Here is a 15038-nt window from a genome sequence, read left to right on the forward strand (position 1 = left end):
TCTTCAGCCGACCGGCGATTTCATGTCCTTCTTGACAGCGAATAGGTGAAAAAGTTGGACGAGATCGGCAAGGACTATGCATCGCTCGTCGCAAAGACAGCCGAAAGCAAAGGCTGGAACCGCGATGAATGAGAGCCCGTACCAGGCCATCCACGCGCAAGCCGCTGGCGATGGAAAGATGCATCGCTGAAGGGTCCAAGTGAGAATTCACGGGCAATAAGAAAATATCAAAGGCGGCTGTTTCGGGCAAACAGGCAAAATTAGAATATTTTTTCTATTGATTTTATATATTATAGCGTTCCATAGCCCTGTCGATTTTAACAATGAGATTTTCGAACGTCCGGCGAATGCGTCGTTGGGCGCATGTGACTTGCCGTCTTCTTCCAAGACCAGCCAGGAGATATCATGAGCAATCCAGTTCTCGTCAATCAGATCATTCCCGAGTCTGATGTCGTGCCGCTGACCGGCCGCGTCGGAGCCGAAATCAGGGGTATTCGCCTCGGCGGAGACCTTTCGGACGCGACGGTCGCAGCCATCAATCAGCTTCTCCTGAAACACAAGGTCATCTTCTTCCGCGACCAGGACCATCTTGGCGATCCAGAACAGGAATCCTTCGCACGCCGCCTGGGCGAACTTGTGCCTCATCCAACTCAGGGTCCGGTGGCCGGCACGGCCTCGATCCTCAATCTCGATTCCAGCCGCGGCGGCGGCAGGGCGGACCAGTGGCACACCGATGTCACCTTCGTGGATGCCTATCCTAAATTCTCGGTCCTTCGCGGCGTCGTCATCCCGGCGGCCGGAGGTGATACGATCTGGTCCAACACCCATGCCGCATACGAAAGTCTGCCAGCGTCGCTCAAACTGCTGGCAGACAATTTGTGGGCCATTCACAGCAATGCCTATGACTACGCAGCGGTGCGCCCTCGCGCCACCGCTGAAGAGAAGAAGCATTTCGAGGAAGTTTTCACGTCGACCATCTACGAGACCGAGCATCCAGTCGTGCGTGTCCATCCCGAAACCCGCGAAAGATCGCTGCTGCTCGGCAATTTCGTTCAGCGCCTCGTCGGCTTGTCGAAGAGTGACTCCGCAAAACTCTACGAGGTGTTCCAGTCCTACGTTACCGCCCCGGAAAATACCGTGCGCTGGCACTGGAGAGCCGGCGACGTCGCGATCTGGGACAATCGCGCGACCCAGCACTACGCTGTCAACGACTACGGCGATCAACACCGCGTCGTGCGCCGCGCCACGGTTGACGGCGACGTCCCCGTCAGCGTCGACGGCCGCCGCAGCGTAACCCACGTCAAGGCCGCCAAGCCGAAAGCAAAGGCCGCGTGAGCGCGGCCGGACTAGGGAACGACCATGAAGCTTGATATCGCGCGGCGCTTGCCGCGCTACTCGATCGGCGAACGCGCGTCAGAAAGGGCGAACTGAGCGCGGTCGCATTGAAGGCTCGGAACTGCTGCTCGGCGCGCTTTCGAGCTGCCAGACCCATACCTTTCTCATCCATGCTTCCGATCAGGGCGTGCCGCTGCTATCGTTGCATGCTGAGCCACAGGGGTTCGAGCTTGTCACATAGGCATCCGAGACAATTGCAGGCTTGCCGGTCGTGAACGGGCGCCGACGACAAGGGGTGCTCCGGTAGGGCCTAGATGACGAGCGCTCAGTTCGCTTGAAGCAAATTCCTGATACATCCAAGGAAAAGTCCGAAGAGGAGCACACCCATGGCTAGTCCACCCGTTACCACCCGCATCGTTCTTGCATCGCGCCCATCCGGAAAGCCGGTGGCTGCGAATTTCCGGCTCGAGCGGGAGACGGTTCGGGATCTCGCCGAGGGCGAGGTTCTGCTCAAGACGCTTTATCTTTCCCTTGACCCCTACATGCGAGGCCGCATGGACGATGCCAAGTCCTATGCCAAGCCGGTCGAAATTGGCGGTGTGATGGAAGGGGGCACGGTTGCGCAGGTCGCACGCAGCCGCAACACGGCGTTCGAGGCGGGGGATATCGTCCTCTCGCATTCCGGCTGGCAGAGCTATGCGATTTCCGATGGTGCGGGCTTGCAGAAGCTCGATCCGGAAACCGCACCGATCACGACAGCACTCGGCATTCTTGGAATGCCCGGCTTCACGGCCTATGCCGGGCTTCGCAATATCGGCAAACCCAAAGCCGGGGAAACACTTGTGGTCGCGGCAGCGAGCGGCGCGGTTGGCTCGGCCGTTGGGCAGATGGCAAAGATTTACGGTGCGCGTGTTGTCGGAATCGCAGGCGGGTCCAAGAAATGTGACCACTTACGCCAGGAACTCGGCTTCGATGTCGCCATAGACCATCATTCGAGCGATTTTCCGGCACAACTCGCAGCCGCTTGTCCGAACGGAATCGATGTCTATTTCGAGAATGTTGGTGGCCACGTCTGGAGCGCGGTGTTTCCATTGCTGAACGACTTCGCGCGGATCCCGGTCTGTGGGCTCATCGCGCATTACAATGAAACATCCTCTGTTTCGAGCGGACGTGATCAGCTTCCTGCCGTGATGCGTGCCATCCTGCGGAAAAGCCTCACCATACGAGGCTTCATACAGCGCGAATTTGCCGACCAGCGTCCCGACTTCTCCCATCAAGCCGGAACGTGGATCTCCGAAGGGCGGCTCAAGTACAAGGAAGATATCGTTGACGGCCTTGAAAACGCTCCCGAGGCTTTCCTTGGCCTTCTGGAAGGGAAGAATTTCGGAAAGCTGATCGTACGCGTCGCGCCCTGACCCGTCGCCTCGGCGTTCTCTATTTCGCGGCGCAGTTCTTTTTGCTCACGGTCGGAACAGAACAAAAAAGCGAATCCCGAAGAAGCGGACGCCGGAGCACGTATATTCTATGAAAAATATAGAGACACTTTAATTTGGTCTCGTCTTATTCCGGAGGGTATGATGAAGATCACAAGGCGAGCTTTCACTGCAGTGGTGGCAGGTGCCATCGCGACACCTTTGACGCATGTTCGGCTGGCCGGCGCCGCTGACAAGGTCGTGCGTATCGGCTACCAGAAATATGGAACGCTGGTGCTTCTCAAGGGCAAAGGCACGCTGGAGAAGAAACTTGAATCCATTGGCTACACGGTTGAATGGACCGAGTTTCCGGGCGGTCCCCAGCTCCTCGAGGCCCTGAACGCTGGTGCTGTCGATTTCGGATCGACCGGCGAAACGCCGCCGATCTTCGCCCAGGCCGCGAACGCTCCGCTTGTCTACATCGCACACGAGCCGCCCGCCCCGCGCGGCGAAGCCATACTGGTCCCGAAGGATAGTCCCATAAAGTCCGTCGCGGAGCTGAAGGGCAAGAAAGTCGCCTTCAACAAGGGCTCGAACGTGCATTACCTGCTCGTCAAGGCGCTCGAAGAAGCCGGCTTGACCTATGAGGACGTGGAACCATCCTTCCTCGCCCCGGCCGACGGCCGCGCAGCCTTCGAAAAGGGCGCGATCGATGCTTGGGTCATCTGGGATCCCTTTCAGGCAGCGGCGGAAGTCGCGGTCGAAGCGCGAGAACTCAGAAACGGCGAAGGCATCGTTCCCAATCATCAGTTCTATCTCGGCACCAAGGCGCTGGTCGACGGGCACGCCGAGGCGATCGATGTTTTGATCGACGCCATTTCCGAGATCGACGAATGGACCAAGTCCGACACCGCGGCTGCGGCTGCGGAGCTCTCACCATCGGTCGGCATCCCCGAATCTGTCCTCGTCAAGGCGCTCGAACGCCAGTCCTACGGGGTCAAGAGCCTGGACGACACCGTTGTCGCACAGCAGCAGAGCATCGCCGACACCTTTTTCAAACTCAAGCTCATTCCGAAGGAGGTGACGATTGCCGACGTTGTCCGCAAGGGCAAGGCATAGTGCTCCTCTCCCCACCTACGTCTGCATGCCGGGACGTCGCGACGTCCGCCTGCAGAAGGAAGCTAGCATGACGGTTCCACTGGTCAGCTTGAGCAATCTGTCGACGGAGCCATACCCTTCGCCTCAGGTTGCCGCGATATGGGAGGCTCTTTGCGCGGAGGCCGTCAATGCTTCGGCCAAAGATGCAGCACTCACGCGCGCCATGAATTCCGCAGTGCTTTATCATGCGAGTTTCGCTCAGGCGCTCGCTCAGCGGGTCGCGATCAAACTGGCCAATCACGACCTCGACCATGACGAACTGCTGGCGGTGATTGCGCAGGCGTTTGTCGGCAATCGCAATATTGTCGCCGATGCCGCGGCGGACCTGACCGCGATCAAGGAGCGTGATCCATCGAACACGGAAATCCTGACGCCATTCCTGTATTTCAAGGGCTTTGTGGCTCTGCAGGGACAACGCGTCGCCCACTGGCTTTGGCATCATGACCGCCTCCATTTGGCGCGCCACATCCAGAGCCGTATTTCTGAAGTTTTCGGTGTCGACATTCATCCCGCCGCAAAGATGGGCAGGAGCATCATGCTCGATCACGGGAGCGGCCTGGTCATTGGCGAAACGGCTGTTGTCGAAGACGATGTTTCGATACTCCAAAACGTCACATTGGGAGGGACGGGCAAGGAGACCGGCGACCGGCACCCCAAGGTACGGCGCGGCGCTCTTATCGGAGCAGGGGCCAAGATTCTCGGCAACATCGAAATTGGTGTCGGCGCCAAGGTGGGTGCAGGCAGCGTGGTCGTGAATGCCGTTACAGCCTACACATCGGTCGCTGGCATTCCGGCGAGGCAGGTAGGCAAGCGCCACTTTAACCTTCCGGGCATTACGATGGACCAGACCCTGTCTGAACCGGAGTATACGATCTAAGGCTTGGGGTAGGCTTGTCTGGGCGAGGTTGGCGTGACGAGTGACTTGAAATCGCGCCTGGCAAAACACAACGCCCGGGAGGTTTTGCATAGCTCGAAACACGCCCCTTGGTCTTCAAGACCCATCTCGCTTTTTCCGGTGAAGCGCAGGCCTTTGGTTTCGGGAAATATCTGAAGTCGGGCTCGGGCAGAGCAACTCCGGCGGCCGCTCTTACAGGCTGCCGGTGCCTCGCACCTCACATCTCGACGATAACAGCTGTCACCCGCTTGACCACCGGCAGCATCAACAGCAGAACGGGAAAGGCGATCGCCCAGGAGAGCGCCCATGCGGAGGGCCACATGGCAAGTGCAGGCGCGGTCAGGCCTTGTGCTCTCACGATGCTGATCGCCGAAACGACTGATGTCATCAGCAGCGAGAGGATGAGCGGCATGACGATCGCATTGTAACGTTTGGGGAGTTTGCCTTTGGGCATTTTGATCTCCGTAAGGTGCCGATCAGACAATTGCGCAGCGCCGACCGGCGGGTTGCGCGTTGATTGACGTAAACGCTTACGGAGCTTCGATCTGAAGCAACGCCGTCTCTATGGCCGAAAATGTCTTGCCGTTCAAGTCCGCCCTCATCCCCTTCCGATCGCCTTTGCCAATTCCTCAATAGGACGATGTATGCTTGTTGCCGCAATCTCAGCGATTCGGCTCCAGGACCTTCAGCCAATGACCAGAGCAAGACGCCGCCGCATCATCCGGACCCGACGAACCCTGACCGGGCTCGCCCTGGTCGGCTCTATCTCGTTTCTGGCCGGCATGACCGATGCGACCGGTCTTCTGCTGACCGGCGATTTCGTCTCCTTCATGACGGGGAACACGACGCGGGCCGCACTGGCCTTGAGCGAGGGCAATCTTTATCACGCCGCGGTCCTGATCTCCGCCATCGTCGTTTTCGTGCTTGGCAATGCGGCTGGTGTCGTCATCTCCCATGTCTCCGAGCGCCGTATCTTTGTGGTGCTCGGTTGCGTCGGGCTAGTTCTGGCGCTCGCCTCGATGATGACGGTACAGAACATGTTGTTCGCGCGGTTTTACATGATCGTTTTTTCCATGGGCATGGTGAACGCTGCCGTCGAGCATATCGACGGCCTGCCGATCGGGCTGACCTATGTGACCGGCGCCCTGTCGCGTTTCGGCCGCGGTATCGGCCGCTGGATCATCGGCGATCGTCGTGTCGAATGGACGATCCAGATCGTGCCCTGGGGCGGCATGGTGCTCGGCGCGATCGCCGGCGCCGTCCTGACGCGGCTGACAGGTGCGCACGCGCTGTGGCTGGTCTCCCTCTTCGCCATGCTGCTTGCGCTTGCCGCCATGCTCATCCCTCGGCCGCTTCAGCGCCGCTTCAATCAGAAGGTCGCACCGAGCGGATCGGCCATCACGCGCGCGAAATAAAACCGTCGCATTCCTGTCACCGTCGAATCGGATAGGAAGGATCGCCGCCAATCCTCAAGGAGTGGGTCTTGTTCCTGATTTCGAAGCTTGCCTGGATTTTCGCTCAGCCGCTGTCGCTGGCATTCTTCCTCGTCTTCCTTGCCCTGCTTTCCGGCCTTCTGCGCTGGCGTAGCTTAAGCATCCTCAGCGCGACTGGTTCGGCCCTCATCCTCTTCGTCACGCTCTGCACCACGGCCGGCAACCTGCTGATGCAGGGTCTCGAGCAGCGCTTCGCAAAGCCTGCCGCCGATCCCGATAGCCTGCAATGCATGATCGTGCTCGGCGGCGCCTTCGAAAACGAGGTGAACACGGCGCGCCACGGCATAGAATTCAATGGTGGAGCCGATCGCTTCATCGAAGCCCTGCGGCTGGCGCAGAAATTTCCGCAGTCGCGCATTCTGGTGTCGGGCGGCGACGGCTCCATTTCGGGCGTCTATGAAGGCGATGCGGCGGCGTCCGCGCGTTTCTTCCCGCTCTTCGGCGTCGGCAGGGATCGCCTGATCGAGGAGAGGCAATCGCGCACGACCTTCGAAAACGCCGTCAACACCAAGGAATTCCTGGCAAGCCAGGGCCTTTCCAATTGCCTGCTGATCACCTCGGGGTTCCACATGCCGCGCTCCGTCGGCATCTTCCGCAAACTCGGCATCGATATCGTGCCCTGGCCGACCGATTATCGCACTGACGGTCAGGTGAGACTGGGGCTCGATTTCACTCAGCCGAACCTCAATGCGCAGAACATGGCGACGGCGATCCGCGAATGGTACGGCCTGGTCGGCTACTATCTCGCCGGCCGCACGTCGGAGCTCTATCCAGGCTGAGCTATTTCTTCGAGATGGTGACGAATTTCGTGCCGCGGACGCGTGCCGTCACGGTGCAGGGATCACCTTCGGTGCGGTCGCAGAAGCGCGGATGCATCTTCATCGCCAGCACCATGTTGCCGAAGCGCTGGACGAAATCGTAGCCATAGATCTGTGCCGTCGCGATCATGAAATAACCGCCTTCGGCAACTTGCAGGTAGAAATTATAGGTGCAGCCGTCGTCATTGCATTGCGGCCCCTTCTGCCCGTCGCAGGTCAGTTGGCCCTCGTTGACCACCGCGTCGATCAGGCCGTCATTGTTGATATCCTGCCGGATGATGAAGCCGTCGGCAAACTCGGCCGCCTTGCACTGTTCCTGGAAATGTTTCTTCTCGTAGATCTCAGGGTCGGAGATCAGCGATTGCTGACTGAGGGCGACAGCCGGCATGGCAAGCAGCAGGACGATATTCAGAACGGCGAGCACCAGCGTTTTCACGGCTTTCCTCTTTGGGTAAAGGCTCCTAATGCATGTCGCCCAAAACTGTGTAGCGGTTTTGGGACAACGACATGCATTAAATCAAAGACTTCAGCTTTATGGCCGCGCCGCCTTGCGCCGCCCTTGCCGCCGTGATTGATTCCCGAGAACAGGATGATTTTAGGCCTAGTTGGCCTAAAATCTGAATCCTGTTCTCAATTCAAGAGTGAGAGCATGATGTCGTCCGAAAACCGCTCACACTTTTCGGCATCATGCTCTGAACTTCCGCCGGTTCCGGGTCTCGCATGTCTCTGCTCGTCTATCTCGATTATGCCGGCATTGCGCTATTTGCCGCAACAGGCGCACTCGCCGCCTCGCGCAAGCAACTGGACCTGATCGGTTTTTTGTTTTTCGCCATGGTGACGGGAACGGGCGGCGGCACCGTGCGCGACATCGTGCTCGGCCGCGTGCCGGTCTTCTGGGTGCTGAACCCCGCCTATATCCTCGTCTGCTGCATCGTGGGCGTCATCGTTTTCTTCACCGCCCATCTGCTGGAATCGCGCTATCGGCTGCTGATCTGGCTGGATGCGATCGGCCTTGCCGCCTATTGCGTGATCGGCGCCGCCAAGGGCCTCGCCGCCACCGGTTCGCCCACGATTGCGATCGTCACCGGCACGCTGACGGCGACCTTCGGCGGCATATTGCGCGATCTGATGGCAAACGAGCCTTCGGTACTATTGAGGCCGGAAATCTACGTGACCGCAGCCCTCATCGGCGCCAGCGTCTTCACGCTCGCCAATGCGCTTGGAATGCAGCTCTATCTGGCGTCCGCCTGCGGCGTCGTGGCGGCCTTTGCGGTGCGCGGCGGAGCCCTGTGGTTCGGCTGGACCTTCCCGACCTACAGACACAAGCCCGGCCGGCATCCCGACGATGTCATGTGAAGCCCAATGGGTGTCGCCCAGAAGTGCGCAGCGGTTTGGGACAACGACATGCATAAAAATAAAGATCTAAAGGGCGTCGCATGAGGCCCGATTCGGCGCGACGCACTTTAGAGATGTCGTCAGCCCTGTTTCGCTCGCAGGCGGATCACCACGTCGACATGGGCGATCTCCATGCCCTCAGGCGGTTCCGGCAGATTGGCGATCGTCAGGTTGCTGACGGGAATGTCGAGCACCTCGTTCTCGCCTTCGACGAAGAAATGGTGATGGTCGGAAACATTGGTATCGAAATAGGTCTTGGCGCTCTCGACGGCGAGAACGCGGATGAGACCGGCTTCCGTGAATTGATGCAGCGTGTTGTAGACGGTTGCCAAGGATACTGGCACGCCGGCGGCAACCGCCTCTTCATGCAGTTCCTCGACGGTCAAATGCCGGTCGCCCTTGGCAAACAGGAGGTCGCCGAGCGCGACGCGCTGGCGGGTGGGGCGCAGGCCTGCACCGCGCAGCCTTACCTCTATTGCGATCGGGAATGCACCCGTCATCAAAACCAACTCCGGTTATTCTGGCATAAAGCAATCATGTTTCTTTAAGCGGTATAACTTTTGCATCGGAGCCTTTCAATAGTTCAATGGGGACAGGAGCCTGATAAACGCGGCAAAAACGGGCTTTTGACGCAAATAGGTCTGGTCCCAGCCCTAGCCTTCCTGTATGCGACCACCAAATAATGGCGCAAGCCTGGTCCGGGGCGATGAATGAAGCTGCCTTGCTTGTGCTTCATTTTCTGAAGAACTTGGACTACACGTTCACATCCATCGGCTTGATGCGGGGGGAAAAGAAACTTTATGACGACCAGACAGTCCAGCTTCTCGTATGAAGAACTCATCGCTTGCGCACATGGCGAGCTGTTCGGCCCCGGCAATGCGCAGCTGCCCCTGCCGCCTATGCTGATGGTTCACCGCATCACCGATATTTCCGAAACGGGCGGCACCTTCGATAAGGGCTACCTCCGGGCGGAATACGACGTACGCCCGGACGACTGGTATTTTCCTTGCCATTTCGAAGGCAATCCGATCATGCCGGGCTGCCTCGGTCTCGACGGCATGTGGCAGCTGACCGGTTTCTTTCTGGGTTGGCTCGGCGAAGAAGGCCGCGGCATGGCGCTTTCAACCGGCGAAGTGAAATTCAAGGGTATGGTCCGGCCACAGACGAAGCTGATCGAATATGGCATCGACTTCAAGCGTGTCATGCGCGGCCGTCTGGTCCTCGGCACCGCCGACGGCTGGCTAAAGGCGGACGGCGAGACCATATATCAGGCGGCCGATCTTCGCGTCGGTCTATCGAAAGACAAGACGGCCTGAAACCGCATTTCGAGCGGCTGACGAAAACAACAAAGGTTTGATCAGATGAGACGGGTAGTTGTCACAGGTCTGGGTGTCGTGTCCTCGATCGGAAACGACGCGGCCGAAGTCACCGAATCCTTGCGGCAGGCAAAGTCGGGTATCTCCTTTTCGAGCGATTTCGCCGAGCATGGGTTCAAATGCCAGGTCTGGGGCAGTCCGAAGCTCGGTTCGGCGGAACTTGCCGAACTGGTCGACCGCCGCGCCATGCGTTTCCTGTCGCAGGGCGGCGCCTGGAACCATGTTGCCATGAAACAGGCACTTGCCGATTCCGGCCTGGAAGAGAAAGACTACGCTCAGAACGAGCGTACCGGCATCATTATGGGCTCTGGCGGTCCCTCCACCCGCACCCTGATCGAAGCTGCGGAAATCACCGTGAAGAACAACAGCCCGAAGCGCATCGGCCCCTTCGCCGTGCCGAAGGCGATGTCCTCGACTGCATCGGCCACGCTCGCCACCTGGTTCAAGATCCACGGCGTCAATTATTCGATCTCGTCGGCCTGCTCGACCTCGGCGCATTGCATCGGCAACGCCGCCGAGATGATCCAGTGGGGCAAGCAGGACGTGATGTTCGCCGGTGGCCACGAGGATCTCGACTGGACGATGTCCAACCTCTTCGACGCCATGGGCGCCATGTCCTCCAAATATAACGACACGCCGGACAGCGCCTCGCGCGCCTATGACGTCAACCGCGATGGTTTCGTCATCGCCGGCGGCGCCGGCGTGCTGGTGCTCGAGGAGCTGGAGCGCGCCAAGGCCCGCGGTGCCAAGATCTACGCCGAAATCGTCGGTTACGGCGCGACCTCGGACGGCTACGACATGGTCGCCCCCTCGGGCGAAGGCGCTATCCGCTGCATGCGCCAGGCGCTCGCCACCGTCAAAGGCGATGTCGACTACGTCAACACCCACGGCACGTCGACGCCGGTCGGCGACAGCAAGGAAATCGGCGCCATCCGCGAAGTATTCGGCTCGAAGATCCCGCATATCCAGTCGACCAAGTCGCTGACCGGCCATTCGCTTGGCGCTGCCGGTGTGCAGGAATCGATCTATTCCCTGCTGATGATGCAGCAAGGCTTCATCGGCGAAAGCGCCCATATCACCGAGATCGATCCCGAATTCGAAGGCGTCCCGATCGTGCGCAAGCGTATCGACGACGCCAAGATCGACATTGCCCTCTCCAATTCCTTCGGCTTCGGCGGCACCAACGCTACGCTCGTCTTCCAGCGCTATAACGGATAATAATAATATGACGGGAATCATGCAGGGTAAGCGCGGGCTCGTCATGGGCGTCGCCAACAACCACTCGATCGCCTGGGGGATTTCAAAAGCTCTCGCCGCACAGGGTGCGGAACTCGCCTTCACCTATCAGGGCGATGCGCTCGGCAAGCGCGTCAGGCCGCTTGCTGCCGAGGTCAGCTCGGATTTCGTCCTGCCCTGCGACGTTGAGGACCTCGCCTCGGTCGACGCCGTCGTCGACGCGATAAGCGAGCGCTGGGGCAAGCTCGATTTCATCGTTCATGCCATCGGTTTTTCCGACAAGAACGAGCTGAAGGGTCTCTACGCCGATACGACACGTGAGAATTTCAGCCGCACCATGGTCATTTCCTGTTTCTCCTTCACCGAGATCGCCAAGCGCTGCGCTCCGTTGATGGAAGATGGTGGTGCGATGCTGACGCTGACCTATAATGGCTCGACGCGCGTCATCCCGAACTACAACGTCATGGGCGTCGCCAAGGCAGCGCTCGAGGCTTCGGTGCGCTATCTCGCCGCCGATTACGGCCCGCGCGGCATCCGCGTCAATGCCATTTCCGCCGGCCCGATCCGCACGCTTGCCGGCGCTGGTATCTCCGATGCGCGCGCGATCCTCTCCTGGAACCAGCGCAATGCGCCGCTGCGCAAGACCGTGACCATTGATCAGGTCGGCAACTCGGCTCTCTACCTGCTTTCCGACCTTTCCTCCGGCGTCACCGGCGAAATCCACTTCGTCGACGCCGGCTTCAACGTCACCTCCATGCCGACGCTGGAAACGCTGCGCAAAGCGGACGTCGAATAGACACTATTCGATTGAAACTCAAAGGCCGTGCGCATCATCTGCGCACGGCCTTTTTCTGTCGATAGGAATGATCGTATCGAGGCTGCTTGAGCCCTATTTCTTCGCCCACAGCACCTTGAACCGGGCGTTGCGGCAGGTTTCTCCGCTTTCCCTGAAATTCGCCGCCAGAACCGGCTCGTAAGGCAGGCCGCGATTGGCGACGAGGATCAGGCGGCCGCCGCCGCGAAGGGCGGATGCGGCAGTCTTGATCATTGCCTGGCCGAGCGCCGGCTCGGCCGCATGTCCCTCATGGAAGGGCGGGTTCATGATCACGAGATCGTATTTATCCTTGACCGGCTCACCCGCCAGATCGTGCCAGAAGAAGCGTGCAGGCGCGTTCGGGCAGTTCTTAGCCAGATTATCCTTGGCAGCCTCCAGAGCCGCGTGATCGGCCTCGTAGAGGTCGAGGCGCGTCAGTCCACGCGACTTCCGCGCCATCTCGACGGAAAGATAGCCCCATCCGGCACCGAAATCCGCCACGTCGCCGGTGAAATCCTCAGGCAGGCGCGAGGCGAGCAGCTCCGATCCGGCATCGATGCGGTCATGCGAGAACATGCCGGCGGTCGCATTGAAACGGCTGTCGACGCGCACCGGCGCCTTTGCCAGCTTGGAGATAATCTCGTCTGCATCCGCCGGCCGGCCGAACCAGAAGGCGACGCCGTGATATTTCGGCATATGGTCGACGGCGAGATTGAAACCTTCCATCCGCTTGCGCAGCGGCTGGATGCCGTCTTCCTTGGCGCCGGCAACGACGATCAGGCCGCCGAGCCGCGTACGGGCGATAGCGGCAGCAAGATTGGCCTCGTTCTCTCCCTTGTGCTTGGTGCAGAGCACCAGAGCCGCATCATAGTCCTCGCCGTCGATCTCCGGCTTGACGTCGATCCGCTGAGCCAACAGCTGCCGGTAGAGCGGCCGGAAGCCTTGGACGGCGCTGAGCGAGGCGGCAAAGCCTTCAGGCAGCGCAAAGCCTGCCTCGGCGCCGAGGAAGAGCAAGCGCTCGCCCTCGCCGGGCGCCGCGACTGTGCCGCTGGCAAAGGGATGGAACAGGGTCTTCAGCGTCTCGCTGCTCATGGTCTGGTCTCGTCTTCTCATACAAAAAAGGGCGCGGAAGCATTCCCGCGCCCGATAGCAAATTTGGAAGGCGGCTTATTCGGCCGCTTCTTCCTTCTTCTTCTCGTTCGGGATTTCCTGGCCGGTGGTCTGGTCGACGACCTTCATCGACAGGCGAACCTTGCCGCGTTCGTCGAAACCGAGCAGCTTGACCCAGACCTTGTCGCCTTCCTTGACGACGTCCTGGGTCTTGGCAACACGCTCGGAAGCGAGCTGCGAGATGTGGACGAGGCCGTCACGGGCGCCGAAGAAGTTGACGAAGGCGCCGAAGTCGGCGGTCTTGACGACCGTGCCTTCATAGACCTGGCCGATCTCAGGTTCGGCAACGATCGAGTGGATCCACTTGCGGGCCGCTTCGATTTCCTTGCCGGAGGAGGAGGCGATCTTGACAGTGCCGTCGTCCTCGATGTTGATCTTCGCGCCGGTCTTTTCGACGATTTCGCGAATGACCTTGCCGCCGGAGCCGATGACTTCACGGATCTTGTCGACCGGAATGTTCATGACTTCGATGCGCGGAGCGAATTCGCCGAGCTGGCCGCGGCTTTCGGTGATGGCCTTGGACATTTCACCGAGGATGTGGACGCGACCGCCTTGGGCTTGGCCAAGGGCGACCTTCATGATCTCTTCGGTGATACCGGTGATCTTGATGTCCATCTGCAGCGAGGTGATGCCGTCGGCGGTACCGGCGACCTTGAAGTCCATATCGCCGAGGTGGTCTTCGTCACCGAGAATGTCGGAAAGGACAGCGAAGCGATCGCCTTCCAGGATCAGACCCATGGCGATACCGGCAACCGGCTTTGCCAGCGGAACGCCGGCGTCCATCAGAGCGAGTGAGGTACCGCAGACGGTCGCCATCGAGGACGAACCATTCGACTCGGTGATCTCGGAGACGACGCGCAGCGTGTAGGGGAACTGCTCAGGCGTTGGCAGCATCGGACGGATCGCGCGCCATGCGAGCTTGCCGTGGCCGATTTCGCGGCGACCTGGGGAGCCCATGCGGCCGGTCTCGCCAACCGAGTAGGGAGGGAAGTTGTAATGGAGCAGGAAGCGCTCCTTGTACATGCCCGTCAGGCTGTCGACATACTGCTCGTCTTCGCCGGTGCCGAGGGTGGCAACCACGATCGCCTGGGTTTCGCCGCGGGTGAACAGTGCCGAACCGTGGGTGCGCGGCAGAAGGCCGACTTCCGAAACGATCGGACGAACGGTTTCTAGATTGCGGCCGTCGATGCGGCTCTTGGTGTCGAGGATGTTCCAGCGGACGATTTTCGCCTGCAGATGCTTGAAGATCGCGCCGACTTCCTCGGCCGTGTACCGGGCTTCGCCTTCCTCGGGGAGGAAGTGTGCCTTCACCTTCGCCTTGACGGCGTCGACGGCGGCGTAGCGGTCAGCCTTCTGGGTGATCTTGTAGGCTTCGCGAAGTTCACCTTCGGCAAGGCCGAGCATCTCGGTTTCGAGAGCGGAGTAGTCTGCCGGCTGGAAGTCGCGCGGCTCCTTGGCGGCCACTTCGGCGAGCTTGATGATCGCGTCGAGAACCGGCTGGAAGCCCTTGTGGCCGAACATGACGGCGCCGAGCATGACGTCTTCGTTAAGTTCCTTGGCTTCGGATTCCACCATCAGCACGGCGTCGTAGGTGCCGGCGACGACGAGGTCGAGGCTCGATTCGTCCATCTCGTCGAGATGCGGGTTGAGAACGTATTCGCCGTTGATGTAGCCGACGCGCGCACCGCCGACGGGGCCCATGAAGGGAACGCCGGACAGCGTCAGCGCAGCCGAGGTGGCAACCATCGACAGCACGTCGGGATCGTTTTCGAGGTCATGCTGGATAACGGTAACGACAACCTGCGTGTCGTTCTTGTAGCCCTCAGGGAAGAGCGGGCGGATCGGGCGGTCGATCAGGCGGGAAACCAAGGTTTCCTTTTCGCTCGGACGGCCTTCGCGCTTGAAATAGCCGCCGGGGATCTTGCCGGCCGCATAG

At 60.0% G+C, this 15038-nt stretch carries 15 protein-coding genes and 1 pseudogene; 11 read left to right on the plus strand and 5 right to left on the minus strand.

Annotation, left to right across the window (positions count from 1 at the left end):
• Nucleotides 1-405: 405 nt before the first annotated feature.
• The 5 genes and pseudogenes from FY112_RS07440 to FY112_RS37510 all read left to right on the plus strand — a co-directional run.
• Complete coding sequence (locus tag FY112_RS07440) at nucleotides 406-1335, plus strand: TauD/TfdA family dioxygenase (protein ID WP_151518088.1); 930 nt, start codon at nucleotides 406-408, stop codon at nucleotides 1333-1335.
• A gap of 386 nt (nucleotides 1336-1721) precedes the next feature.
• Nucleotides 1722-2750 carry an NADP-dependent oxidoreductase gene (locus FY112_RS07450; RefSeq protein ID WP_017962718.1) on the plus strand — a complete coding sequence of 343 codons (1029 nt, stop codon included), beginning with the start codon at nucleotides 1722-1724 and terminating at the stop codon, nucleotides 2748-2750.
• 162 nt (nucleotides 2751-2912) lie between these two features.
• Nucleotides 2913-3866 (plus strand): sulfonate ABC transporter substrate-binding protein, encoded by a 954-nt coding sequence (locus tag FY112_RS07455; protein WP_017962719.1) that lies wholly within the window; start codon nucleotides 2913-2915, stop codon nucleotides 3864-3866.
• A gap of 67 nt (nucleotides 3867-3933) precedes the next feature.
• Nucleotides 3934-4782 carry a serine O-acetyltransferase gene (gene cysE / locus FY112_RS07460; RefSeq protein WP_017962720.1) on the plus strand — a complete coding sequence of 283 codons (849 nt, stop codon included), beginning with the start codon at nucleotides 3934-3936 and terminating at the stop codon, nucleotides 4780-4782.
• Nucleotides 4783-4800: 18 nt separating this feature from the next.
• A pseudogene (locus FY112_RS37510) lies at nucleotides 4801-4976 on the plus strand (GIY-YIG nuclease family protein); the annotation flags it as partial.
• 41 nt (nucleotides 4977-5017) lie between these two features.
• On the opposite strand, the gene FY112_RS07470 reads toward FY112_RS37510, so the two are convergent.
• On the minus strand, nucleotides 5018-5254 hold the full coding sequence (locus tag FY112_RS07470; protein ID WP_151518089.1) for a DUF2798 domain-containing protein: 237 nt from the start codon (nucleotides 5252-5254) through the stop codon (nucleotides 5018-5020).
• 238 nt (nucleotides 5255-5492) lie between these two features.
• Between FY112_RS07470 and FY112_RS07475 the strand changes: the two genes are divergently transcribed.
• A complete protein-coding gene (locus FY112_RS07475; RefSeq protein WP_151518090.1) occupies nucleotides 5493-6215 on the plus strand; it encodes a YoaK family protein in 723 nt (240 codons plus the stop codon).
• A 68-nt stretch (nucleotides 6216-6283) separates the two neighbouring features.
• Nucleotides 6284-7072 carry a YdcF family protein gene (locus FY112_RS07480; protein WP_151518091.1) on the plus strand — a complete coding sequence of 263 codons (789 nt, stop codon included), beginning with the start codon at nucleotides 6284-6286 and terminating at the stop codon, nucleotides 7070-7072.
• Nucleotide 7073: 1 nt separating this feature from the next.
• Here the strand turns inward: FY112_RS07480 and FY112_RS07485 are convergent, their stop codons facing one another.
• Complete coding sequence (locus FY112_RS07485) at nucleotides 7074-7547, minus strand: hypothetical protein (protein ID WP_017962723.1); 474 nt, start codon at nucleotides 7545-7547, stop codon at nucleotides 7074-7076.
• Between the two features lie 284 nt (nucleotides 7548-7831).
• Between FY112_RS07485 and FY112_RS07490 the strand changes: the two genes are divergently transcribed.
• Nucleotides 7832-8467, plus strand: a complete 636-nt coding sequence (locus FY112_RS07490; protein WP_017962724.1) for a trimeric intracellular cation channel family protein — start codon at nucleotides 7832-7834, stop codon at nucleotides 8465-8467.
• A gap of 119 nt (nucleotides 8468-8586) precedes the next feature.
• Here the strand turns inward: FY112_RS07490 and irrA are convergent, their stop codons facing one another.
• Entirely contained in the window at nucleotides 8587-9006 is a 420-nt protein-coding gene (gene irrA, locus FY112_RS07495) for an iron response transcriptional regulator IrrA (RefSeq protein ID WP_003544303.1), read from the minus strand.
• A 300-nt stretch (nucleotides 9007-9306) separates the two neighbouring features.
• Here irrA and fabA point away from each other — a divergent pair, with 300 nt between their 5' ends.
• From fabA to fabI, 3 genes are read left to right on the plus strand one after another with little or no spacing between them, the layout of a single operon-like run.
• The gene (fabA, locus tag FY112_RS07500) at nucleotides 9307-9822 is read left to right on the plus strand and encodes a 3-hydroxyacyl-[acyl-carrier-protein] dehydratase FabA (protein ID WP_017962726.1); all 516 of its coding nucleotides are present in this window, start codon (nucleotides 9307-9309) and stop codon (nucleotides 9820-9822) included.
• A gap of 45 nt (nucleotides 9823-9867) precedes the next feature.
• On the plus strand, nucleotides 9868-11100 hold the full coding sequence (fabB, locus tag FY112_RS07505) for a beta-ketoacyl-ACP synthase I (RefSeq protein ID WP_131621011.1): 1233 nt from the start codon (nucleotides 9868-9870) through the stop codon (nucleotides 11098-11100).
• 7 nt (nucleotides 11101-11107) lie between these two features.
• Nucleotides 11108-11914, plus strand: a complete 807-nt coding sequence (gene fabI / locus FY112_RS07510) for an enoyl-ACP reductase FabI (protein WP_131621013.1) — start codon at nucleotides 11108-11110, stop codon at nucleotides 11912-11914.
• A gap of 93 nt (nucleotides 11915-12007) precedes the next feature.
• On the opposite strand, the gene FY112_RS07515 is transcribed toward fabI, so the two are convergent.
• Both FY112_RS07515 and pnp read right to left on the minus strand, forming a co-directional pair.
• The gene (locus tag FY112_RS07515; protein ID WP_151518092.1) at nucleotides 12008-13024 is read right to left on the minus strand and encodes a class I SAM-dependent methyltransferase; all 1017 of its coding nucleotides are present in this window, start codon (nucleotides 13022-13024) and stop codon (nucleotides 12008-12010) included.
• Between the two features lie 75 nt (nucleotides 13025-13099).
• A partial coding sequence (gene pnp, locus FY112_RS07520) for a polyribonucleotide nucleotidyltransferase (RefSeq protein ID WP_151518093.1) occupies nucleotides 13100-15038 on the minus strand: 1939 nt, incomplete at its 5' end.

The sequence above is a fragment of the Rhizobium sp. PEPV16 genome (assembly GCF_008919455.1).
Classification (GTDB): domain Bacteria; phylum Pseudomonadota; class Alphaproteobacteria; order Rhizobiales; family Rhizobiaceae; genus Rhizobium; species Rhizobium leguminosarum_Q.

Coding starts and splice junctions, on each gene's coding strand:
- FY112_RS07440 (WP_151518088.1), top strand. CDS start 406: ATGAGCAATCCAGTTCTCGTCAATCAGATCATTCCCGAGTCTGATGTC.
- FY112_RS07450 (WP_017962718.1), top strand. CDS start 1,722: ATGGCTAGTCCACCCGTTACCACCCGCATCGTTCTTGCATCGCGCCCA.
- FY112_RS07455 (WP_017962719.1), top strand. CDS start 2,913: ATGAAGATCACAAGGCGAGCTTTCACTGCAGTGGTGGCAGGTGCCATC.
- cysE (WP_017962720.1), top strand. CDS start 3,934: ATGACGGTTCCACTGGTCAGCTTGAGCAATCTGTCGACGGAGCCATAC.
- FY112_RS07470 (WP_151518089.1), bottom strand. CDS start 5,254: ATGCCCAAAGGCAAACTCCCCAAACGTTACAATGCGATCGTCATGCCG.
- FY112_RS07475 (WP_151518090.1), top strand. CDS start 5,493: ATGACCAGAGCAAGACGCCGCCGCATCATCCGGACCCGACGAACCCTG.
- FY112_RS07490 (WP_017962724.1), top strand. CDS start 7,832: ATGTCTCTGCTCGTCTATCTCGATTATGCCGGCATTGCGCTATTTGCC.
- irrA (WP_003544303.1), bottom strand. CDS start 9,006: ATGACGGGTGCATTCCCGATCGCAATAGAGGTAAGGCTGCGCGGTGCA.
- fabA (WP_017962726.1), top strand. CDS start 9,307: ATGACGACCAGACAGTCCAGCTTCTCGTATGAAGAACTCATCGCTTGC.
- fabB (WP_131621011.1), top strand. CDS start 9,868: ATGAGACGGGTAGTTGTCACAGGTCTGGGTGTCGTGTCCTCGATCGGA.
- fabI (WP_131621013.1), top strand. CDS start 11,108: ATGACGGGAATCATGCAGGGTAAGCGCGGGCTCGTCATGGGCGTCGCC.
- FY112_RS07515 (WP_151518092.1), bottom strand. CDS start 13,024: ATGAGCAGCGAGACGCTGAAGACCCTGTTCCATCCCTTTGCCAGCGGC.